A 21,632-nucleotide genomic window follows, 5' to 3' on the forward strand; every position below is an offset into this window, starting at 1 on the left:
TCCGAACATGAGCACCGTACAGGGCCGGCTTCGCATCGCCGTCCAGAAATCCGGCCGTCTGGCCGACCGCAGCCTCGACCTGATCCGCGACGCGGGTCTGAAATGGGTCAAGGGCCACAATGATCTGCTCTACCGGGTCGAGAACTATCCGATCGACCTGTTGCGCGTCCGCGACGACGACATCCCCACCTTCGTGGCCGACGGCGTCTGCGACCTGGGGATCGTCGGCGAGAACGTGCTGGAGGAAGGCCGCAACGGCGGTCCCAATGCGTCGGTCGTCATGCCCCTGGGCTTCGGCCGCTGCACCCTGAAGATCGCTGCGCCCCCGACCCTGGCCTATGAAGGCCCGGCCTCGCTGGAGGGCCTGCGGATCGCCACCTCCTATCCCAAGATCCTGCGCCGCTTCCTGGACGAGCGGGGGGTCAAGGCCGACATCGTCGTCATGCGCGGCGCCGTCGAGGTCGCGCCCCGGCTGAAACTGGCCGCCGCCATCTGCGACCTGGTCTCGACCGGCGCGACGCTGGAGGCCAACGGCCTGGGCGCCAAGGACACGGTGCTGGAAAGCCAGGCCGTGCTGATCCAGTCCCCCGTCGCCCCCGAACCCGACCTGCAGCACCTTCTGGACAGCATCATCGAGCGGATGGCCGGCGTCGTGTCGTCCCAGGGCGCCAAATACGTCATGCTGAACGCCCCGCGCGCGGCGCTGGACGAAATCACCGCCATCCTGCCGGGCGCCGGTTCGCCCACCGTCATGCCCCTGTCGGGCCGCGACGACGCGGTCGCCGTCCACGCCGTCTGCCAGGAGGCCGTCTTCTGGGAGACGCTGGAGAAGCTGAAGGCCGCCGGCGCCTCGGCCATACTGGTCCTGCCCATCGAGAAGATGATGTGATGACCACGGCCTTCAAACGTATCGACTGGTCTTCCCTCGACGCCGCCGGCAAGACGGCGGCCCTGGCCCGCCCGGCCCAGCGCACCGCCGGCGACGTCACCGAGGTGGTCCGCGCCATTCTGGACGACGTGCGCGCGCGCGGCGGCGCGGCCGTCACCGACTGGTGCCAGAAGCTGGACAAGGCCCCGCCCCGCCGCATCGCCATCACGCCCGAGATCGTGGCCGAGGCCCGCAACGCCCTGCCCCCCGCCGACGTCCGCGCCCTGCGGATGGCGGCCGACAATATCCGCGTCTTCCACCAGGCGACCCGGCCGGAGGACACCGACTTCGTCGAGACCACGCCGGGCGTCCGCTCCAAACTGGCCTGGCGTCCGATCGCCTCGGCCGGTCTCTACATCCCCGGCGGCACCGCCCCCCTCTTCTCCTCGCTTCTGATGCTGGCCATTCCGGCCGGCGTCGCGGGCGTGGGCCGGCGCGTCGCTGTGACCCCGCCGGACAAGTCCGGCGGGGTCCACCCCGCCATGATCCTGGCCGCCGCAGAGGCGGAGCTGGACGCCCTCTGGCTGATGGGCGGCGCCCAGGCCATCGCCGCCCTGACCTTCGGCGTCGAACTGGAGGACGGGGTCATCCCCGCCTGCGACAAGCTGTTCGGCCCCGGCAACGCCTATGTGGCCGAGGCCAAGAAACAGGCGTCCGCTCTTCCGGGCGGCCCCGCCGTCGACATGCCCGCCGGTCCGTCCGAGCTGATGGTCGTCGTCGACCGCGACGCCGCGCCCGAGATCGCCGCCGCCGATCTGCTCAGCCAGGCCGAGCACGACGCCGACGCGCAAGTTCTCCTGGTCTCCACCAGCCGCGCCACCATCGACTATATTCTGACCGAGGTTGAGGCCCAGGTGGCGACGCTGCCGCGCGAAGCCGTCGCCCGCGCCTCGCTGAACGAGGCCCGCGCCGTCCTGGTGCGCGACCTCGACGCCGCCTGCGAGGTGATCAACCTCTACGGCCCCGAACACCTGGCGCTTCAGGTCGAGGATCCGGAGGCCCTGCTCCCCGCCGTCAAGGCCGCCGGCGCCGTCTTCGTCGGCCGGTTCGCGGCCGAGACCCTGGGCGACTACGCCGCCGGCCCCAGCCACGTCCTGCCGACCGACGGCGGCGCCCGCACCCTGGGCGGCGTCACCACGTCCAGCTTCATGACCACCATGTCGGTCCAGCTGGTCACCGAGGCCGGCGCCCGCGCCCTGGCCCCCATCGCCGCCCGCCTGGCCCGGATGGAGGGCTTGGAAGCCCACGCCCGCGCGGCGGATCTGAGGAGCGAGGGATGAGGGCCGCCTTTAAAGACCCTCTCCCGCTTGCGGGAGAGGTGGCCCGTCGTTCGCGCAGCGAACCAGCGTCGGAGAGGGGCGTTTCGCCAAGTCGCAGAACTCCCCCCATCGTCAGGCGTGTCGCTTCGCGCCACGACCTGACACTTCCCCCGCAAGCGGGGGAAGATCATAGCGGAGCCGCCCGATGACCCTGCCCGCTCCCTATCCCCCGCTGGTGTCCGGCGGCGAGGGCCTGGACCGCTATCCGGGCGAGGCCGCCGCCCTCCCCGCCCGCATGGCGGCGATTTACGCCGTCCCGGTCGACCAGGTCCTGCCGGTCCGCGGCCTGACCCACGGGCTGGAGCTGGTCTGGCGCCTCGCCGCCCGCGACGGCGGATCGGTCGAGGCGCCCAAGGCCGAACCCTATGAGCGTCTCGCCGCCATCTATCCGGCCAAGGGTGAACCGACTGTCGTCGTCATCCGCGCCCTGGGCTCGCCCGAGGCCGTCGCCGAAATGGCCGCCCGCGTCGCCCCCGCCCTGCTGGTGGTGGACGAGGGCCTGATCGAATTCTCCGACAGCGTCTCCGCCGCCACCGTCGTGGCCGATCAGCCCAACCTGGTCGTGCTGCGCAGCCTGTCCCTGGCCTATGGCCTGGCCGGCGCCCGCGTCGGCGCCGCCATCGCCCAGGCCCCGACCCTGGCCCGCCTCGCCTCGGTGCTGGAGCCCTACGCCCTGCCCGAGCCCCTGGTGCGGCTGGCGCTTCAGGCCCTGGATCCGTCGCGGATGATCGAGACCGCGGAGCGGATCGCCTCGGTCCGGCGCGAGCGCGAGCGGCTGGCCCGCGAACTGGGCCGCGACCTGACGATCGAGCCCGGCGTCGGCCCCATTCTGATGGCCCGGCCGCAAGACCCCGCCGCCGCCCTGGCCGCTCTGAAGACCTATGGGATCGAGGCCGACCTGTCCGGCGACCGGTTGCGGCTGCCCGTCTCGATCAAGCCCGAGGTCAACGACCGGCTGCTGGCCGCTTTCGGCCTGACGCCCGCCAAGCGCCGCCCGGCCCGCGTCGGCCAGGCCGTGCGCGATACGAAAGAGACCCGCATCGTCTGCGCCGTCGACCTGGACGCCCCCGGACCCATCAAGATCGAGACCGGCGTCGGCTTCTTCGACCACATGCTGGAGCAGATCGCGGCCCACGGCGGCTTCTCCCTGCGGCTCCAGTGCGAGGGCGACCTGCACACCGACCCCCACCACACGATCGAGGACAGCGCCATCGCCCTGGGCCATGCGCTGAAACAGGCGCTGGGCGAGCGAAAGGGCATCGCCCGCTACGGCTTCGTCCTGCCGATGGACGAGGCCAATGCGACGGTCTCCATCGACCTGTCCGGCCGGCCCTATCCGCTGTTCGAAGGCACGTTCGACACCCCCTTCATCGGCGACTACCGCACCGACCTGACCGCCCACGTCTTCCGCTCACTGGCCGAGGCCATGGGCGCCGCCGTCCATATCTCGGTCACAGGCCAGGACGACCACCACAAGACCGAAGCCGTCTACAAGGCCTTCGGCCGAGCGCTCCGTCAGGCCATCCGGGTCGAGGGCGATGCGGTGCCGAGCACGAAGGGGGTGTTGTGACCGAGGTCGCCGTCATCGCCTATGGCGCCGGCAACGTCGCCTCGGTCCAGTTCGCCCTGGAACGTCTCGGCGCCACTGTGCGCCTGACCGACGATCCCGCCGTGATCAAAGACGCCGAACGGGTCATCCTGCCCGGCGTGGGCGCAGCCGGTTACGCCATGAGCCGCCTGTCCGAACTGGGCCTGGTCGAACCGATCCGCGCCTTCCCCCGTCCCCTGCTGGGCGTCTGCCTGGGCCAGCAACTTCTGTTCGAAACCAGCCAGGAGGGCGAAGGCGTCGATCTGCTGGGCTTCATCCCCGGCGCCGTGTCCCGGCTGGAGCCGGCGGGCGCCCTGCCCGTGCCGCATATGGGCTGGAGCCGGCTGAGGCGCGACCGAGACGACCCGCTGCTGGAGGGGGTCGCCGACGGCGCCTACGCCTATTTCGTCCACGGCTATGTCTGTCCCGACGGCCCCGCCACCCTGGCCCGCGCCGACTACGGCGGCCCCGTGCCCGCCATAGTCCGCACCGCCAACCGCTGGGGCTGCCAGTTCCACCCCGAACGCTCGGCCGAGGCCGGGGCGACGATTCTCAGGAACTTCCTGAGCCTGCCCGAGAATCCATCATGCTGATCTACCCCGCCATCGACCTGAAGGACGGCGTCTGCGTGCGCCTGATGCACGGCAAGTTCGACCAGGTGACGCAGTACGACGAACAGCCCGCCGCCCGCCTCAGCGCCTTCGCGGCCGAGGGCGCCGAGTGGATTCACATCGTCGATCTGGACGGGGCCGAGGCGGGCGAGGCGCGCCAGCACGCCCTGATCGGCGAACTGGCCCAGGCCCTCGAGATCAAGATCCAGTCCGGCGGCGGCGTCCGCAGCGCCAATGATGTGGCCAAGCTGCTGGAGGCCGGGGTCTCCCGCGTCGTCGTCGGCTCCCTGGCGGTGACCCAGCCCAATGACGTCGCCGCCTGGCTCAAGGGTTTCGGCCCCGAACGCATCACCCTGGCCCTGGACGTCAAGATCGAGGACGGCGTGCCCGTCCCCGCCCTGAAGGGCTGGACCCAGTCTTCCGAAACGACCCTGTGGGAGGCGCTGGATCGCTATCCCAAGGGCACGGCCAAACACCTGCTGGTCACAGACGTCGGCCGCGACGGGGCCCTGACCGGCCCCAATCTGGAGCTGCTGGCCGAAATCCGCCGCCGTCGCCCCGATGTCGTCCTTCAGGCGTCCGGCGGCATCTCGTCTCTGGACGATCTCGTCGCGGTCAAGGCCCTGGGCTGCAACGGCGCCATCGTCGGCCGCGCCCTGTACGAGAACCGCTTCACCCTGCCGCAAGCCATAGCGGCGGCCACGGCATGACCGCGCGCCGTATCGTCCCCTGTCTGGACGTCAAGGACGGCCGGGTGGTCAAGGGCGTCAAGTTCGTCGGCCACACCGACATGGGCGACGCCGCTGAACTGGCCGCCCGCTACCGCGACGCCGGCGCCGACGAACTGGTCTTCTACGACATCACCGCCAGCCCCGAGGGCCGGACCCTCGACTATGGCTGGATCAAGGACATCGCCCGGCTGCTGGACATCCCCTTCTGCGTCGCCGGCGGCATCCGCAGCGTCGATCAGGCCGCCCGCTGCCTGGACCACGGCGCGGACAAGGTCTCGATCAACTCTCCCGCCCTGGAACGCCCTGAACTGATCGCCGAAATGGCCGAGCGGCTGGGCGGGCAGTGCGTCGTCGTCGGCGTCGACAGTCGACTGGAAGACGGCGAATGGGTGGTCCACAAATACACCGGCGACCCCGACGCGCGCCGCCGCGCGGGCAAGCGCACCCTGGACTGGCTGGACGAGGCCCAGAGCCTGGGCGCCGGCGAGATCGTGCTGAACTGTATCGACCAGGACGGGGTTCGACGCGGCTACGACATTGAACAACTGTCCGCCGCCCGCGCGCGCCTGACCATCCCCCTGATCGCCTCGGGCGGCGCCGGCGCGCCCGAACATTTCCGCGACGTCTTCAATCAGGCCGACGTCTCCGGCGCCCTGGCCGCCAGCGTCTTCCACACCGGCGCCATCGCCATCCCGGACCTGAAGGCCTATCTGGCGGGCGAAGGCCTGGAGATGAGATTGTGACCCGATCCCCGCAATCCTCCCCCCTTGGGGGAGGGGGACCGCGAAGCGGTGGAGGGGGCCCGCCCGCGCGCCGGCGCCTGACGTTCCACACCCCGCACGCCCTTACCCCCTCCACCACCCTTCGGGCGGTCCCCCTCCCCCAGAGGGGGAGGATTTTTGAGGAGATCACCCCATGATCGACCCCGCTGCCATCGACTTCGAAAAAGGAAACGGCCTGGTCCCCGTGGTGGTCCAGGACGCCGCCACGCTCCAGGTCCTGACCCTGGCCTATATGGACCGCGCCGCCCTGGACGAGACGATCCAGTCGGGCGAGGCCACCTTCTTCTCGCGTTCGCGCGGCGGGCGCTGGAGAAAGGGCGAGACCTCGGGCGACCGTCTGCACGTCGTCTCGATCACCCCCGACTGCGACGGCGACGCCCTGGTCCTGGCGGTCAATCCGGTCGGAAACGCCTGCCACCTGAACCGCACCAGCTGTTTCGGCGCCGCCGACGCGCCGGGTCTCGGCCGCATCGCCCGGCTGGAACAGACTATCGCCGAGCGGGCCGCCGCTGATCCGTCCGAAAGCTGGACCGCCAAACTGGTCGCCCAAGGCCCCAAACGCATCGCCCAGAAGGTCGGCGAAGAGGGGGTGGAGACCGCCCTGGCGGGCGTCGCCGGCCCGGATGAGGAACTCGCCGGCGAGGCGGCGGATTTGATCTATCACCTCTTGGTGCTTCTCCATGTCCGTAACATGGTGTTTCAGGACGTGCTGGACGTGTTGGCCTCGCGGGCGGAAGCGGGCAAAGGCCCAAAGACTAGGCCGTAAAGGCGTTCGTCCCGACAAATGGGATATTCGAGGGAATTTCGATGGCGGCTCTCATTCTGTTCGGCGGCGGCGGCGATCTGGCGATGCGGATGCTGTTGCCTTCGCTCTACTTCCTGGAACACGACGGACTCCTGCCCGACGGCCTGAAGATCATCGGCGCCGCCCGCTCCGAGGAGACGGCTGAGGACTATGTCGCCAAGGTCCATGAGGCGGTGAAGGCTCGCGCCGAACAGGATCAGGCCTGGGACGACCATTCCTGGACCCGGATGAAGGCCCGGCTCGACTATCTGGCGGTGGACGCCACCTCGGCCGACAGCCTGAAGCCGCTGAAGGACAAGGTAGGCGACGGCGAGGTCACCTCCTTCCTGGCCGTTTCCCCCTCGCTTTACGGCCGCATCGTCACGGCGATGAAGGCGGCGGGACTGGCCGAGCGCAACTGCCGCATCGTGCTGGAGAAGCCGGTCGGGCGCGACCTCAAGTCCTTCCTCGAGATCGACGACGCCGTGGCCCACGCCTTCCGCGAGGACCAGGTGTTCCGCATCGACCACTATCTGGGCAAGGAGACGGTCCAGAATCTGACGGCCCTGCGGTTCGGCAACACCATCTTCGAGCCGCTTTGGAACAATCTGACGATCGACCACGTCCAGATCACCATCGGTGAAACGGTGGGGGTCGGCGACCGCTGGCCCTACTATGACGAGTACGGCGCATTGCGCGACATGCTCCAGAACCACATGCTCCAGCTGCTGTGCCTGGTCGCCATGGAGCCGCCCAGCGACCTGGACCCGGAATCCCTGCGCAACGAAAAGGTCAAGGTGCTGCGCAGCCTGCGCCCCATCACCCACGAGGAGGCCGAACGCGTCACCGTGCGCGGCCAGTATGTGGCGGGCGTGTCCGAGGGCAGGCCGGCCAAGGGCTATATCGAGGAGCGCGGCGCCCCGTCCGACACCGAGACCTTCGTCGCCATCCGGGCCGACATCGACAACTGGCGCTGGGCGGGCGTGCCCTTCTTCATGCGCACCGGCAAGCGCCTGCCCGAGAAGCGCACCGAGATCGTCATCCAGTTCAAGCCCGTGCCCCACTCCATCTTCGACGATGAAGAGGGCGAGGCGCCGGCCAACCGCATGATCATCGAGCTTCAGCCCGAGGAGGACATCTCCCTGACGGTGATGAACAAGCGGCCCGGCCTGGACAAGCGGATGCAGCTCCAGCCCATCACCATGAGCCTGTCCTGGGGCGTGGACGGCAAGTCCGCCGCCCCCCCGCGCCGCCGCATCGCCTATGAGCGGCTGCTGCTGGACGCCATGGCGGGCGACTCCACCCTGTTCGTCCGCCGCGACGAGGCGGAACAGGCGTGGAAATGGGTCGATGAGGTCGCCGAGGCCTGGGCTGAATCCGGCCACAAGCCCGACGAATACGTCGCCGGCACCTGGGGCCCCGACAGCGCCGACATGCTGATGATCCGCACCGGCCGCGACTGGAACACGACCAATGTGTGAGTTTTTGGCGCCGTCATCCTCGGGCTTGACCCGAGGACCGGACGTTCCGCGCGCTGGTGCGATGACGCGAGACATCTTCCTCGCCGCCGCCTCCGATCCTCGGGTCAAGCCCGAGGATGACGGAAGGGAGGACCGTTAGAATGACCCACCCCATCGAAACCTTCCCCACCGTCGACGCCTGGGCCGAGGCCATCGCCGCCCGCCTGGCCGAGACCCTGGGCGCCGCCGTCCGCGACAAGGACTCCGCCGTCTTCGCCGGCCCCGGCGGGACCACCCCCGCCCCCGTCTATCGCCGCCTCGCTGCGACCGACCTGGATTGGGCCAGGATCGCCGTCACCCTGGTGGACGAACGCTACGTCCCCGAGACCTCGCCTGAGTCCAACGCCCGGCTGATCCGCGACGTCCTGTTGCAGGACAAGGCGGCCGCCGCCCGCTTCATCCCCCTCTATACGCCCGAGGTCACGGTGGACCGGGCCGCCATCGTCGCCGCCCACGCCCTGGCCGATGCGGGCGGGCGTTTCGACGCGGTCCTTCTCGGCATGGGGGAGGATGGCCATATCTGCTCCATGTTCCCTGACAGCCCCACCTTGAAGACGCTTCTGACCCCGACGCTGAAGCCGACGGTGCTGGGCGTGCCCCACGGCCGCGACGGCGCCGCGCCGACGATCGAGCGCCTGTCGATCAACCTGCCCTATCTGATGTCCGCCGGCCGGGTGATCCTGGGCCTGAAGGGCGCCGCCAAACGCCGGGTCTTTGAAGAGCAGGCCAAGGGCGATCCCAAGATCCAGCCCATCGCCGCCCTGATCGCGGCGAACGTTCCCCTTGAAGTTCTGTGGACGGAGGAAGGCTGATATGGCGCTTCATCCCACTGTCGCGGCGGTCACCGACCGCATCATCGAGAAGAGCCGCGCGACCCGCGCCGACTATCTGCGCCGCATGGACGCCGCCCGCGATTCCGGCGCCGGCCGCGCCAAGCTCTCCTGCGCCAACTGGGCCCACGCCTTCGCCGGCCAGACCATAGCCGACAAGTTGACGGCGATGGACGGGTCCAAGCCCAACCTGGGCATCGTCACCGCCTATAACGACATGCTGTCGGCCCACCAGCCGTTCGAGCGCTTCCCCGGCGTGGTCCGCGAAGCGGTGCGTCAGGTCGGCGCCACGGCCCAGGTCGCCGGCGGCACCCCCGCCATGTGCGACGGCGTCACCCAGGGGCGCCCCGGCATGGAACTGTCCCTGTTCAGCCGCGACGTCATCGCCATGTCCGCCGGCGTGGCCCTGACGCATGACGCCTTCGACGCCGCCCTGATGCTGGGCGTCTGCGACAAGATCGTGCCCGGCCTGTTCATGGGGGCCCTGGCCTTCGGCCATCTGCCGGTCGTCTTCGCCCCCGCCGGCCCCATGCCGTCCGGCATTCCGAATGCGGAGAAAGCCCGCGTCCGCGCCGAATACGCCCAGAACAAGGTCGATCGTCAGACCCTGCTGGAAAGCGAGATCGGCTCCTACCACTCGCCCGGCACCTGCACCTTCTACGGCACGGCCAACTCCAACCAGATGATGATGGAACTGGGGGGCTTGCACATGCCCTCCACCGCCTTCGTCCATCCGGACACCGGCCTGCGCGACGCCCTGACCGCCGCCGCCGCCCAGCGCGCCGTCGAACTGGCCCGCAGCGGCGAGGGCCGCATGGCCGACGTGATCGACGAAAAGTCCATCGTCAACATGATCGTGGCCCTCTTGGCCACCGGCGGCTCGACCAATCACGCCATCCACCTGGTCGCCATGGCGCGGGCGGCGGGGGTTCTGATCGACTGGACCGACATGGACGAGCTGTCGTCCGTCACCCCCCTGCTGGCGCGGGTCTATCCGAACGGTTCGGCCGATGTGAACGCCTTCCAGGCCGCCGGCGGCGTCGCCTTCGTCGCCCGCGAACTGGCCGAGCACGGCCATATCCACACCGACGTCACGACCATCATGGGTCGCGGCATCGAGGCCTATTTCCAGGAACCGTCGATGGTGGACGGCCAGCTGGTCTGGCGCGACGGGGTCAAGGAAAGCCTCGATCGCGACATCCTGCGCCCCGCCTCCGATCCCTTCGACAAGGAGGGGGGGCTGCGCCTGGTCCAGGGCGACCTCGGCCGCGCCGTCATCAAGGTCTCGGCGGTCAAGCCCGAGAACCGCATCGTCGAGGCCCCCGCCGCCGTCTTCGAAACCCAGGAAGACGCGCTGCAAGCCTTCAAGGACGGCAAACTGTTCCGCGACGTGGTCGTGGTCCTGCGCTTTCAGGGGCCCAAGGCCAACGGCATGCCCGAACTGCACAGCCTGTCGCCGGCCCTGTCAGTCATTCAGGACAAGGGGTTCAAGGTCGCCTTCGTCACCGACGGCCGCATGTCGGGCGCCAGCGGCAAGACCCCGGCCGCCATCCACGTCAGCCCTGAGGCGTTGGCGGGCGGCCCCCTGGCCCATGTGAAGGACGGGGACGTCATCCGCCTGGACGCCGAGGCCGGGGTTCTGACCACCGTCGGGATCGACGGCCTGACCGACCGGCCCGCCGCCGCCCGCTCCGCCGTCCATGCCGAGGGCTCGGCCTGGGGCTATGGCCGCGAACTGTTCGGCGCCTTCCGCCATGTGGTCACCACGGCGGAAGAGGGGGCGACCGTCTGCTTCGCCTTCCCCTCCGGCGCCCAGGCCCATACGGACACCCCGCCCGACCCCAATCTCGTCGACCGGACCGTCGACGCCTGATCCGACGCACCGACTGCAGGAAACGACCCTATGACTGACAAGACCCTCCTCGTCGGAGACGTCGGCGGCACCAACGCCCGTTTCGCCGTCGCCCGCATGGTGGACGGCAAGCCCGTGCTGGACCACCACGAGAGCTTCCCGGCCGAAACCTATCCCACCTTCCTGGAAGGGGTCGCCGCCTTCATCGAGGGCTGCGAGGTCAAGCCGACCGGCGGGGTCATCGCCGTGGCCGGCCCCGTCACCGACGGCGCCATCGACCTGACCAACTCCCCCTGGCAGGTGTCGGAAAGCGAGCTTTCGACCCTGGGTCTTTCGCCGGTCAAGCTGATCAACGACTTCGAGGCCCTGGCCTGGGGCGCCCCCATCGTGCCGGAAGACCAGCTGGAAAGCCTGGGCGGCCCCGTCGACGGCGATCCCCATTCGACCGTGGCCGTCCTGGGCCCCGGCACCGGTTTCGGCGTCTCGGCCCTGGTGCGCGACGCTCACGGCAAGGAGATGGCCATGCCGTCCGAAGGCGGCCACGCCTGCTTCCCGCCCGGCGATCCGGTCGAGGACGAGATCCTGCGCATCCTGCGCCGCCGCTATGACCGCGTCTCGATCGAGCGTCTGATCTGCGGCCCCGGCCTGTTGAACATGCACCGGGCGCTGGCCGAGATCGACGGGCGCGAGACCCATATCGACGACCCGGCCCAGATCACCCAGACCGCCCTGGCCGACCCCAACAGCCCCTGCGGCGCCACCCTGGCCCGTTTCTGCGCCATCCTGGGCGCGGTCGCCGGCGACATCGCCCTGACCACCGGCGCGCGCGGCGGCGTCTATATCGCCGGGGGCATCGTCCCGCGCATCCTGCCCTTCATCAAGGCCAGCCCCTTCCGCCAGCGGTTCGAGCGCAAGGGCCGGTTCAAGGAATACATGCAGGATATCCCGACCAAGGTGATCATGCACAAACACGCCGCCCTCCTGGGCGCCGCCCGCGTCGCCTTCGCCGAGGCCGAGGGCTGAGATCACGAAAAGCTCACGGCGGCGTGAACTGAACCGCCGCCGTGACGTTTCCCTGCCTCCACAATGGAAGGAAACGTCATGAAAAAGATCGCTGTCGCCGCCGCCTCCCTGTTCGTCCTGTCGGGTGTCGCCGCCTGTGGTGAAAGCGCCGCCGACAAGGCCGCCGAAAGCCGCGCCGACGCCGTCGAGGCCCAGGGCGAAGCCCGCGCCGACCAGCTGGAGGCCCAGGCCGACGCCGCCCCGACCGACGCCCAGGAAGACGCCCTGAACCGCCAGGCCGACCAGGTCGAGGACAACGCCGACCGCCGCGCCGACCAGATCGAGCAACAGGGCGGCAACGCCGACGGCGGCATGACCACCCACAACACCCCGACCACCAACTAAGACGCCGTCACGTCTCGGTTCAAAGCCCCCGTCGTTCGCGACGGGGGCTTTTTCGCGCCTCGTCCCGACACGCCGTCCGTGATCCATGCCTTGTCGTCATCCTCGGGCTTGACCCGAGGATGACGGGGAGAAGCGGACCTCACCCCTTCTTCGGCGGCCACGGCACAAACGCACTCGTCCGCTTCACATAGTCCGCATAGCCCGGCCGCGACCGGTTGATCGCCTTCTCCGTAATCCCGATCCCCGACCACCGCGTCAGGGTGAAGGTCAGGAAGATCGGCCCGGCGATCGACCACAGGCCCACGCCCGTCTCGGCCGCGATCAGCCACAGCCCCCACCAGACGCAGGCGTCGCCGAAATAGTTCGGATGGCGCGTATAGCGCCACAGGCCGGTGTCCAGCACCCGCCCCTTGTTGGCCGGGTCGCTTCTGAAGGCCGCCAGCTGGGCGTCGCCCGTGCTTTCGATGACGATCCCCGCCAGGGCCAGCCCCGCCCCGATCAGGGCGAGCCCCCCCGCCGCCGGCGCGTCGGCGACCTGGCCCAGCTGCACCGGCAGGGCCGTCAGCCAGGCCAAAACGGCCTGGGGCAGAAAGACGAACAGCAGGGCCGTCTTGGCGAAGGACCAGCCCTTGTTCCGTTCCTGATCCTCGACGATCTGCACATAGCGGCCGTCGGCCCCGCTGGCCCGCCAACGCCCGAACAGATGCAGCCCCAGCCGCAGCGCCCAGACCGCGCAGATCATGACCAGCAGGGTCTTGCGCGTCGGATCGCCGTCGGTCCGCGGCAGGGTGACCAGGGCCAGCAGCAACATGCCCAGGGGCCAGACCGCATCGACGAAACTGACGTCCTTCAGCCTCAGCGCCACGCCCCACAGCCCCAGCATCACGGCGACGATCAGGACCAGGTTCTGGGCCAGGAGGATGAGGACGTCGGTCAGGGTCATACGGCCGATACGTGTCGCCGCGCGCCCTGGATGCGCGCCCTAGACGGATTCAACCACCGTCAACTCCGGCCAACGTCCACGCGCACTCTCGATGGTCCTGGCCCAGCCCTTGGCGACCGGCCGGTTCGGATTCGGCCGCACGACCATGGCGAACACATCCTCCAGCCCGAACGGCGCCGCCACGGTGATCGCGTCGTCCGCCTCCAGCCGCACCCCGACGGCGAAGGTCGGGGCCACGAACCGGCCCAGGGCTTCGTCGGTCGAGCCGAGCGGTTCATAGGGTTCGCCAAACCGGTTTTCGAACCACAGATGCACCCGCGCCTGGTTGCGCACCTCCACCTGGCTGCGGAAGGGCTCGTCAAAGGCGGCGGCGACCCGTTTGATCACCCCGTCCTCGGCCTCGTAGGACAGGTCCGATCCGTCGAAATAGGCCAGGTCGTAATCCTTGATCCCATACCCCGCCGGCCGCCCCGTCCTGGCGTTCCACACCGCCTGATAGACGCCGCCCGACACCAGCCGCCAGTCGGGCAGGCCCAGCCCCCGCACCGTCCGCAAGACGTGCATCAGGCCGGGATCGGCGCGGACGATGTCGATCAGCTTCTGGCTCAGGGTGGCGTTCATCCGCCTCCCTTACCCTTCCCATCCGATCAAGGGGAGACGCCGTCCGCCTTCATCCCCAGATGCGCGCCGGTCGCCGTTACGCCCGCATCGTCCGAAAGGAGTTCTCGCCCCATCAAGGGCTTGGAGCGCCCGCCTGCGAAATACCCGGCGCCCGTCCCGACGGCCCTATACTGGCGCCCCCGGTCTTTGACATCGCAACGCGCGCAGAGCGCGCCCCCGCCGGACAGTCCGATCGGAGTTCGACCGTTTTCTCTGTGAAAACAATGGCCGTCGGACAGATCGGACACATCGGACACCTTTTTTCGGTGTCCGACGGACCGCCGCCTCAGCCCCGCACGGGCCAGCCGTGATCCAGCGGCCCGTGTCCGCCGCCGAGACCCGGCGCCCGCCGGATCGCCTCGCCGACATAGGCCCAGGCTTCGGCGGCCGCGACCTCCAGCGGCCGCCCCAGGGCCAGGCCCGCCGCGCACGCACTGGCCAGGGTGCAGCCGGTGCCGTGGGTGTGGCGGGTGTCGATCCGTTCGGCCTCCAGCACCGTCTCCCCCTCGGTCGTCATCAACAGGTCGATCACCGTCGGCCCGTCCACATGGCCGCCCTTCATCAGCACGGCCTGGGCGCCCAGTTTCAGCAGGGCCTCGCCCGCCCGCCTCTGGCCGTCGATGTCATGCACCTCAAGCCCGGTCAGGGCCTCGGCCTCGGGCGTATTGGGGGTCAGAAGGGCCGCGCGCGGGATCATCAGGCGCCGCACCGCCTCCACCGCCGCATCGGGCAACAGGGGATGGCCGCCCTTGGCCACCATGACCGGATCGACCACGGCCGGGGCCTTGGCCTCGTCCAGCAGGGCCGCCACCGTCTCGACCACCTCGACCGAGCCCAGCATGCCGGTCTTGACCGCATCGGTCCCGATGTCCTCCAGCACCGCCCGCGCCTGGGCCGCGATCAGCTCCAGCGGCAGGGGATGGACGCCGTGAACCCCCAGGGTGTTCTGCACCGTGATGGCCGTGATCGCCGTGGCGGCGAACCCGCCCATCATCGTCACCGCCTTGATGTCGGCCTGGACCCCCGCGCCCCCGCCGCTGTCCGACCCCGCCAGGATCAGGACCCGTCCCATTTTTCTTTCGCTACCGCCGACCGCGCGGCCGGCGTCTGCTTGAGCGAGGCTCATCAGTGCGCCCCCGAGAACAGCTTTAAGCCCACGATCCCGGCTACGATCAGCAGGATGCACACCGCCCGCACCGCCGTCGCCGGCTCGCCATAGACGACGATCCCGACCAGGGCCGCGCCCACCGCCCCGATCCCGGTCCAGACCGCATAGGCCGTGCCGATCGGCAGCCTCTGGGTCGCCACCCACAGCAGGATCATGCTGGCCGCCAGGGCGATCAGCACCCCCAGCGAGGTCAGCGGCCTTTGCAGGCTGACGGACTTCAGGCCGGACGCCCACAGCACTTCCAGCAGGCCGGCGACGACCAGCGTCGCCCACGGATTGATCGACAGAACCCAGGACATGGGGATCAGATGGCCCAGTCGGCGCGCCCGAGCAAGCGTGGACCAGGCAAGCGTGTCACTCCGCCGCCGCCACCGCCGCCTGAAGCTTCAGCGCCTGAACCGTCTCGCGCACGTCATGGACCCGCACCATCCGCGCCCCGCGCCGCGCCCCCTCCAGGGCCAGGGCCAGCGAGCCGCCCAGCCGGTCGGTCGCCTCCACCGCCGTCGAATCGACGGCCTGGATCGTCCGCTTGCGGCTGGCGGCGTAAAGCACCGGAAAGCCCAGGGCGACCAGCTCGCCCAGCCGCGCCGTCAGGGCCATGTTGTGCGCCGGGGTCTTGCCGAAGCCGATGCCCGGGTCCAGCCAGATCCGCGCGCGCGCCACCCCCGCCGCCGTCGCCGCCTCGGCCCGGCCCAGCAGATAGGCCCGCACCTCGGCGACCACGTCCTCATACTGGGGATCGGCCTGCATGGTCCGGGGTTCGCCCCTCATGTGCATCAGCACCACCTCGCACCCCAGCTCGGCCGCGACGGCTGCGCTGTCCGGCGCATGGCTCAGGGCGGTCACATCGTTCCACATCGTCGCCCCGGCCGCGACCGCCGCGCGGGCCACGGCCGGCTTCATCGTATCGACGCTGATCGGGCCGCCCCAGCGGGCGCGAACGGCCTCGATCACCGGAACGACCCGGTCGATCTCCTCGGCCTCGCTGACCGGCTCGGCGCCCGGCCGGGTGCTCTCGCCCCCGACGTCCAGCACCTCGGCCCCCTGCTCGACCAGCCGCATCGCCTGATCCGCCGCCGCCTCGGTCGAGGCCCATCGCCCCCCGTCCGAGAAGCTGTCGGGCGTGACGTTGACGATGCCCATGACCTTGACCGTCACGCCTTCCTCCCGATCAGTCCGCCCAGAGCCTCCAGATAGGCGTCGAAGGCCTTGCGCCCTTCAAGCGTGATCGCCGCCCGCGTCAGGGGCTTGTTGTTCACGAAGCTCTTGGAGATGGCGACATAGCCCGCCTCCTCCAGCTTCTTCAGATGCACCGACAGATTGCCCTGGGTCGCCTCCAGCACCGTCTTCAGCTCGGTGAAGTCGGCGGCCTCGACGTCGGCCAGATAGACCATGATCCCCAGCCGCATCCGGCCGTGGATGACCTCGTCGATTCGCCCCAGGTCGTTCAGCCCCATGGGTCAGACGGCGTCCGCAGCGGGGCGGGCCTTCAAGGCTTCGCGGGTGATGATCCAGCCCGGCCCGGCGAACAGCAGGAACAGAGCCGCCGTCGCGACGAGCAGATAGGCCAGGGGCTCGCGGACCAACAGCCCCAGGGCCACCGCCGTCGCCCATCCCCCGATCGACGCCGCCAGCATCCAGCCCTTCTTCTTCAGCGTCCAGGCCACATACCAGGCGGCCGACTGGAGCGCGAAGATCATCGCCGGATAATAGAGCCAGACGGCGAAGTCCTGGTCTCGCGCCGAGCCGAAGCCGAAGACGATGACGATGGCCAGATTGGCCATGCCCGCCCCGCTGAAGGCGGCGTTCAGGGTGCGGGTGACGACGGGGCTGGCCTTGGGCCGCTTGCGGTCCTCCCGGATGGCCCAGGCCATCACCAGCAGGAAGGCGACGGTCACGCCTGTGACGAAGGCCAGGCTGATCGGCCCGGGCCAGCGGATCACCCCCGCCGCCTGTCCGAGGTGAAACAGGCACTGCAGCCCGTACAGCAGGCCGCCGGCCAGATAGAGGACGCCCATGGTCAGTGTGGCTCTCGGATCGCCCCCGCCCTGGACGATCGATCGAAGGAAGGCCAAGTCGGCCTCGGGCGAGCTGCGGGACGTGTCGTTCATCGATGATTCCTCTGCGGCTTGCGCGTCCTTCGGATGGACGCGGCGACGGGGGTTGGCAAGCTATTCGGCGGGCGACGGGGCTGAGGCGACCGGGCGACGCCGCCACGGAACCCGGCGGCCGTTCAGCCAGCGGCCCATGAAGCTGTGGCGGATCAGCAGCTCATAGCCGGCGATCGACGCCGCCAGCGCCCCGCCGACGATCAAGGCCAGTTTGACCGGCCAGAACAGGCTCCAGTCCTGCACCAGCACCTGACCGACCATCACCAGCGGCAGATGGACGATATAGATCCAATAGGCCGCATCGGCGAGATAGCGCCGCACCGCGCTGTGGCCCGAGCAGAACCGAACGGCCACGGCGACCGCCGCCAGGCTGGAGGCGTAGACGGCGACCCCGAAGGCGCCCGCCGCCGCCGCCTTGATCGCCGGATCGGTGATAGGCTCCAACCTGGGATTGGGACCGCCCGCCAGAGCCAGGGCCGTCGCGCCTGCCGCCAGGGCGAGGCCGAGATGAAGCGGCCACCGCGCCGCGATCCGCTCGAGCAGGTCGCGGCGCCGGTCCAGCAGGGCGCCCAGGCCGAAGGCCAGTCCGAACCCGACCAGGGCCGGGGTGTTGGGGATCAGGCCCGCGTCGGGCGTCGGCACGCCGAAGAAGGCGACCCAGTTCGGATGCAGCCACAGGGCCAGGGCCAGGGGCGCGCCCAGGACGACGGCGCCGCCCGGCTGAACCAGCAACGCCGTCGCGCGATCCACCACCGCCCGCCCCCAGCCGCCCTGCCGGTCCAGGGCCGCGAACGGCGCCCGCACGACGACTAGGCCGACATAGAAGATCAGCAGGACCCACAGGAACCACAGATGGGTCAACGGCAGATTGGTCCAGTCATAGGTCGGAGGCGGCGGCGCATCGGCCGCCGTCAGGCCATGTAGGCCCGCATTCCAGATCAGGACCGCGACAATGGCCGCCAGCGACGGCCCCCAGAAGACCGCCAGCGGTCCCGCAATCCGCGCCAGCCGGTTGATCCCGAACCGCACCAGCCCCCGCCGCGCCAGCATCATATGGGCGAACAGACCCGCAATCAGAAAGAAGGTCGCCATCCGAAACAGGTGAATGGCGAAGAAAAGGCCGCTGGCCCAGACCGACCGCTGATCGTCGACCACCACCCAGATCGGCGTCGGAAAGAAGGTCATGGCGCCGTGGAGCACCAAACCCAGGAGCAGGGCGGCGCCCCGTAGGGCGTCCAGGCCGTGAAGGCGCTCGCCCGTCTTGATGTCGTCTGCGGTCATGATCCTCGTCTCCCTGTTCGAGAGACGTATTGCACAGACTTGTTTGTTTTTCAAACTTGTTCGCCAAAGGCCACATCATGGCGTTTCGACTGGGCGTTCGGGGCGACGGCCCGACCGGCGCCCTTAAGATCGACCGCTTCTTTAGAAACGAAAAACGCCCGGGATCCGAAGACGCCGGGCGAAGATCGATGAGGGCGGCCCGTCGGGCGCGCGATCAGCTGTTCGGCGGCGCCGGGCTGGTGGCGGCGGGTGGCGCGGCCGGGGTCGCCTGGGTGGTCGCCGGTTCGCCGACGGCGGGGGCCTCGCCCGTCGCCTCGGTGGCGGGGGCGCCCTCGGCCGGGGCGGCTTCACCCTCGGCGGGGGCGGCGGCGCCGGGCTGGCGGGCCGGATCGGGCGCGGGGATGGCGAAGCCGCTCGAGCCCTGGCTGCGCAGCCAGGCGATCAGATTGATCCGGGTCTGGGTGTCGCGGATGCCGGCGAAGGACATCTTGGTGCCGGGCACATAGCGGGCGGGGGCGGTGATGAAGCTGTTCAGCTGGTCATAGCCCCAGGTCGGCACCTCGGCCTTGTGCTTGGCCATGGCGTCCGAATAGGCGAAGCCCGCGCGGTGCATGACCGGGCCGCCCACCACCCCGTACAGATTCGGGCCGATGCCGTCCGCCCCGCCCTGCGTCGCGTTATGGCAGGCCTGGCAACGGGCGAAGGCGGCCTCGCCGGCGGCCAGGTCGGCGGTCGGCAGGACCGTGCCCCAGTCCGGCGGCAGCTCGGCCTGTTCGGCGCCGGCGACCTCATCCGGCGCATCGACGAAATAGCCCATCTTTTCCGGCGGTTCGGAATGATAGATCAGGCCCGACGCCTGTTGAACGACCAGGATGACGAAGGCCGTCCCCAGAGCCGCGCCGAAAATCTTGTTCCACTTTAGATCGCCGCTCATGCGCGTCGTCTCACCCGTCCCTAGGTTTCCCAACTTCCCCGTCTTGCGCAGAGAAGCCTTCCTTGCCGGATCACGTCTTGCACGGTAGCGCAGGGTTCGCAACCGGCGCGACGAACGCGACGGCGCCGCTCGACCAGGACAGGCCCCGCCAGACCCATGAATCCTCTGATAATGATACCGGCTCGCATGGCCGCCACCCGCCTGCCGAACAAGCCCCTGGCCGACATCGGCGGCCGGCCGATGATCGTGCGGGCCTATGAACAGGCCGCCGCCTCGGGCCTGCCCGTCGTGGTCGCCGCCGGCGATCCCGAGATCGTGGCCGTGGTCGAGGCGGCGGGCGGCCGGGCGATCCTGACCGACCCCGACCTGCCGTCCGGCTCTGACCGCATCCGGGCCGCCGTGGACGCCATAGACCCCGAGGGCGATTTCGACGCCGTGATCAACGTCCAGGGCGACATGCCCTTCGCCGATCCGGGCCTGGCGACCGCCTGCGCGGCCGTGCTGCACGGCGAGCCGGCCTGCGACATCGCCACCTTGGTCGCCGCAGAGGCCGATCCGTCGGACCGGGCCAATCCCGATGTGGTCAAGGCGGTCCTGGCCCTGAAAAGCAACGAATGGGGCGAGGCCGAGCGTCAGGGCCGCGCCCTCTATTTCACCCGTTCGACCCTGTATGGCGATGCGCCGATCTGGCGTCACATCGGCGTCTACGGCTATCGCCGCGCGGCCCTGAACCGCTTCTGCGCCGCGCCCCAGTCGCCGCTGGAGAAGCGCGAGAAGCTGGAACAGCTGCGGGCCCTGGAGATGGGGATGCAGATCTGGGCCGCCGTGATCGACGAGGCGCCCCTGTCGGTCGACAATCCCGCCGACCTGGAGGCGGCGCGGGCGCTGGTCTGAGGGCAGATAACGTCTCTACCCTACGCCTCCTCCGCCCAGGCCTTGATCAGGCTGTGGGCGATGGCGAAGGGCGGCGGGGCCTGAATGGTCGGGTGGGCGCCGGCCAGAACCGCCCTCGCCTCGGCCCGCGTCAGCCAGGCCACGCTCTCCAGCTCGGTCTGATCCGGCCGGGCCTGGTCGTCCGAGACCTCGGCGATCAGGCCGATCATCAGCTGTGACGGGAAGGGCCAGGGCTGACTGGAGTGATAGACGGCGTCGATCACCGTCAGGCCCGCCTCTTCCTTGACCTCGCGGGCGCAGGCCTCCTCGATCGACTCGCCGGGCTCCAGGAAGCCCGCCAGGGCCGACATCCGCCCCGCCGGCCAGGCCGCCTGGCGGCCCAGCAGACAGACCGGCTCGGCCCCGCCCTTATAGACCGGCAGCATGATGGTGACCGGATCGACGCGCGGGAAATGCTCGGTCCCGCAGGCCGGGCAGCGCCGCTTCCACCCGCCCGAAGCCGTCTCGCTCAGTGTGCCGCAGTTGGCGCAGAAGCCGTGTTTGCGGCGCCAGTCGAACAGGCTCTTGGCCCCGCCGGCCATGGCCGCGTCCTGGGCCGGCAGAATGGCTGCGGCGGCGCGCATCTCATGAAAGGCTCCCAAGCCTTTCACCGGCCCCTCGGCCGGATCGACGGAGCCCTCGAACTCGACGGCGAAGACCGGCGCTTCCTTCCAGAGCCCGAGAAAGACGTCGCGATCCGGAACCATGTCGCGGGCGTGTTTCAGCGACAGCCAGGCCAGGCGCGGCCCCTCCGCCGTCTCCTCGACCAGGGGCCGCCCTTCCCACAGCACCATGCACAGGGCCTCGGGATTGGCCTCTTGCTCCGCCAGCCAGTCGGGGTCGTTGCGAAGATCGCCCGCGCGGTCGAGCGGATTGCCGGAGAAGACGTTCTGATGAGCCATGCGGCCTTGTAACCCTTGATTCCGTCCGCCGCACCCGTCATATCTCCCCTCGGAGATCGCGGGCGAAGGCTTCGCCAACCTGGTCAGGGCCGGAAGGCAGCAGCCACAACGAATTCCCCTTCGGGTCGCGGTCTCTACTTCCTTTGTTTGTGCGCTAACACTCGCCGCGCGGCGGCTCGCTGCTTGAGCGCGTTTGGTGCGCTAACGCTTGCGACGCGGTCGCTCGCGGCTTGAGCGCGTGTGTTCGCGTCCCTCTCCCGCTTGCGGGAGAGGTGGCCGGGCGTCCGCAGAGCGGACCAGGGTCGGAGAGGGAAGTTTTCCTTCAGGACACGTGACTTCCCCCATCGT

At 69.7% G+C, this 21,632-nt stretch carries 23 protein-coding genes and 1 other RNA gene; 14 read left to right on the forward strand and 10 right to left on the reverse strand.

Annotation, left to right across the window (positions count from 1 at the left end; translation table 11 throughout):
• Positions 1–7 precede the first annotated feature (7 nt).
• From hisG to ACW178_RS00405, 12 genes are all read left to right on the forward strand, one after another.
• A complete protein-coding gene (hisG, locus tag ACW178_RS00350) occupies positions 8–889 on the forward strand; it encodes an ATP phosphoribosyltransferase (RefSeq protein ID WP_182715141.1) in 882 nt (293 codons plus the stop codon).
• Positions 889–2,208, forward strand: a complete 1,320-nt coding sequence (hisD, locus tag ACW178_RS00355) for a histidinol dehydrogenase (RefSeq protein ID WP_191559126.1) — start codon at positions 889–891, stop codon at positions 2,206–2,208. Before hisG ends, hisD begins: the two co-directional genes overlap by 1 nt.
• Positions 2,209–2,392: 184 nt before the next feature.
• Entirely contained in the window at positions 2,393–3,817 is a 1,425-nt protein-coding gene (gene hisB / locus ACW178_RS00360; protein WP_287105678.1) for an imidazoleglycerol-phosphate dehydratase HisB, read from the forward strand.
• Complete coding sequence (gene hisH, locus ACW178_RS00365) at positions 3,814–4,428, forward strand: imidazole glycerol phosphate synthase subunit HisH (protein WP_191559128.1); 615 nt, start codon at positions 3,814–3,816, stop codon at positions 4,426–4,428. The genes hisB and hisH overlap by 4 nt, the downstream gene beginning before the upstream one ends.
• Positions 4,422–5,156 (forward strand): 1-(5-phosphoribosyl)-5-[(5-phosphoribosylamino)methylideneamino]imidazole-4-carboxamide isomerase, encoded by a 735-nt coding sequence (hisA, locus tag ACW178_RS00370; RefSeq protein WP_182715211.1) that lies wholly within the window; start codon positions 4,422–4,424, stop codon positions 5,154–5,156. Before hisH ends, hisA begins: the two co-directional genes overlap by 7 nt.
• Positions 5,153–5,920 (forward strand): imidazole glycerol phosphate synthase subunit HisF, encoded by a 768-nt coding sequence (gene hisF / locus ACW178_RS00375; protein WP_492024753.1) that lies wholly within the window; start codon positions 5,153–5,155, stop codon positions 5,918–5,920. Before hisA ends, hisF begins: the two co-directional genes overlap by 4 nt.
• 172 nt (positions 5,921–6,092) lie before the next feature.
• Positions 6,093–6,725 (forward strand): bifunctional phosphoribosyl-AMP cyclohydrolase/phosphoribosyl-ATP diphosphatase HisIE, encoded by a 633-nt coding sequence (hisIE, locus tag ACW178_RS00380; protein ID WP_287105593.1) that lies wholly within the window; start codon positions 6,093–6,095, stop codon positions 6,723–6,725.
• Positions 6,726–6,766: 41 nt separating this feature from the next.
• Positions 6,767–8,224, forward strand: coding sequence for a glucose-6-phosphate dehydrogenase (gene zwf / locus ACW178_RS00385; protein WP_492024754.1), 1,458 nt, complete (start codon positions 6,767–6,769; stop codon positions 8,222–8,224).
• Positions 8,225–8,364: 140 nt separating this feature from the next.
• Complete coding sequence (gene pgl / locus ACW178_RS00390; protein ID WP_492024755.1) at positions 8,365–9,075, forward strand: 6-phosphogluconolactonase; 711 nt, start codon at positions 8,365–8,367, stop codon at positions 9,073–9,075.
• 1 nt (position 9,076) lies between these two features.
• Positions 9,077–10,966, forward strand: coding sequence for a phosphogluconate dehydratase (edd, locus tag ACW178_RS00395; protein ID WP_492024756.1), 1,890 nt, complete (start codon positions 9,077–9,079; stop codon positions 10,964–10,966).
• A gap of 30 nt (positions 10,967–10,996) precedes the next feature.
• Positions 10,997–11,968, forward strand: coding sequence for a glucokinase (gene glk, locus ACW178_RS00400; protein WP_492024757.1), 972 nt, complete (start codon positions 10,997–10,999; stop codon positions 11,966–11,968).
• Between the two features lie 78 nt (positions 11,969–12,046).
• The gene (locus ACW178_RS00405; protein WP_287106629.1) at positions 12,047–12,352 is read left to right on the forward strand and encodes a hypothetical protein; all 306 of its coding nucleotides are present in this window, start codon (positions 12,047–12,049) and stop codon (positions 12,350–12,352) included.
• Between the two features lie 139 nt (positions 12,353–12,491).
• On the opposite strand, the gene ACW178_RS00410 is transcribed toward ACW178_RS00405, so the two are convergent.
• From ACW178_RS00410 to ACW178_RS00450, 9 genes are all read right to left on the reverse strand, one after another.
• Complete coding sequence (locus ACW178_RS00410) at positions 12,492–13,295, reverse strand: DUF1295 domain-containing protein (protein ID WP_287106627.1); 804 nt, start codon at positions 13,293–13,295, stop codon at positions 12,492–12,494.
• 39 nt (positions 13,296–13,334) lie between these two features.
• A complete protein-coding gene (locus ACW178_RS00415) occupies positions 13,335–13,916 on the reverse strand; it encodes a nucleotidyltransferase family protein (protein WP_287106626.1) in 582 nt (193 codons plus the stop codon).
• A 325-nt stretch (positions 13,917–14,241) separates the two neighbouring features.
• Positions 14,242–15,027, reverse strand: a complete 786-nt coding sequence (gene thiD / locus ACW178_RS00420; RefSeq protein WP_287106624.1) for a bifunctional hydroxymethylpyrimidine kinase/phosphomethylpyrimidine kinase — start codon at positions 15,025–15,027, stop codon at positions 14,242–14,244.
• A 53-nt stretch (positions 15,028–15,080) separates the two neighbouring features.
• Positions 15,081–15,422, reverse strand: a complete 342-nt coding sequence (locus tag ACW178_RS00425) for a DMT family transporter (protein ID WP_333897383.1) — start codon at positions 15,420–15,422, stop codon at positions 15,081–15,083.
• Between the two features lie 55 nt (positions 15,423–15,477).
• A complete protein-coding gene (gene folP / locus ACW178_RS00430; protein WP_287106632.1) occupies positions 15,478–16,266 on the reverse strand; it encodes a dihydropteroate synthase in 789 nt (262 codons plus the stop codon).
• An 11-nt stretch (positions 16,267–16,277) separates the two neighbouring features.
• Positions 16,278–16,580, reverse strand: a complete 303-nt coding sequence (locus tag ACW178_RS00435; RefSeq protein ID WP_054763993.1) for a winged helix-turn-helix domain-containing protein — start codon at positions 16,578–16,580, stop codon at positions 16,278–16,280.
• A 3-nt stretch (positions 16,581–16,583) separates the two neighbouring features.
• Positions 16,584–17,234 carry a hypothetical protein gene (locus ACW178_RS00440; RefSeq protein ID WP_054763994.1) on the reverse strand — a complete coding sequence of 217 codons (651 nt, stop codon included), beginning with the start codon at positions 17,232–17,234 and terminating at the stop codon, positions 16,584–16,586.
• Between the two features lie 60 nt (positions 17,235–17,294).
• Entirely contained in the window at positions 17,295–18,515 is a 1,221-nt protein-coding gene (locus ACW178_RS00445; RefSeq protein ID WP_492024758.1) for an acyltransferase family protein, read from the reverse strand.
• A 214-nt stretch (positions 18,516–18,729) separates the two neighbouring features.
• Positions 18,730–19,449: a c-type cytochrome gene (locus ACW178_RS00450; RefSeq protein WP_395942076.1), complete on the reverse strand. Its 720-nt coding sequence runs from the start codon at positions 19,447–19,449 to the stop codon at positions 18,730–18,732.
• A 156-nt stretch (positions 19,450–19,605) separates the two neighbouring features.
• On the opposite strand from ACW178_RS00450, the gene ACW178_RS00455 reads away from it, so the two are divergent.
• Complete coding sequence (locus tag ACW178_RS00455; RefSeq protein ID WP_194166988.1) at positions 19,606–20,343, forward strand: 3-deoxy-manno-octulosonate cytidylyltransferase; 738 nt, start codon at positions 19,606–19,608, stop codon at positions 20,341–20,343.
• Between the two features lie 20 nt (positions 20,344–20,363).
• On the opposite strand, the gene nudC is transcribed toward ACW178_RS00455, so the two are convergent.
• Positions 20,364–21,284, reverse strand: coding sequence for an NAD(+) diphosphatase (gene nudC, locus ACW178_RS00460; RefSeq protein WP_152948936.1), 921 nt, complete (start codon positions 21,282–21,284; stop codon positions 20,364–20,366).
• 47 nt (positions 21,285–21,331) lie between these two features.
• Between nudC and ffs the strand changes: the two genes are divergently transcribed.
• Positions 21,332–21,427, forward strand: an RNA gene (ffs, locus tag ACW178_RS00465) — signal recognition particle sRNA small type.
• The last annotated feature ends 205 nt before the right edge of the window (positions 21,428–21,632 follow it).

Source organism: Brevundimonas sp. AVps4, from assembly GCF_058681525.1.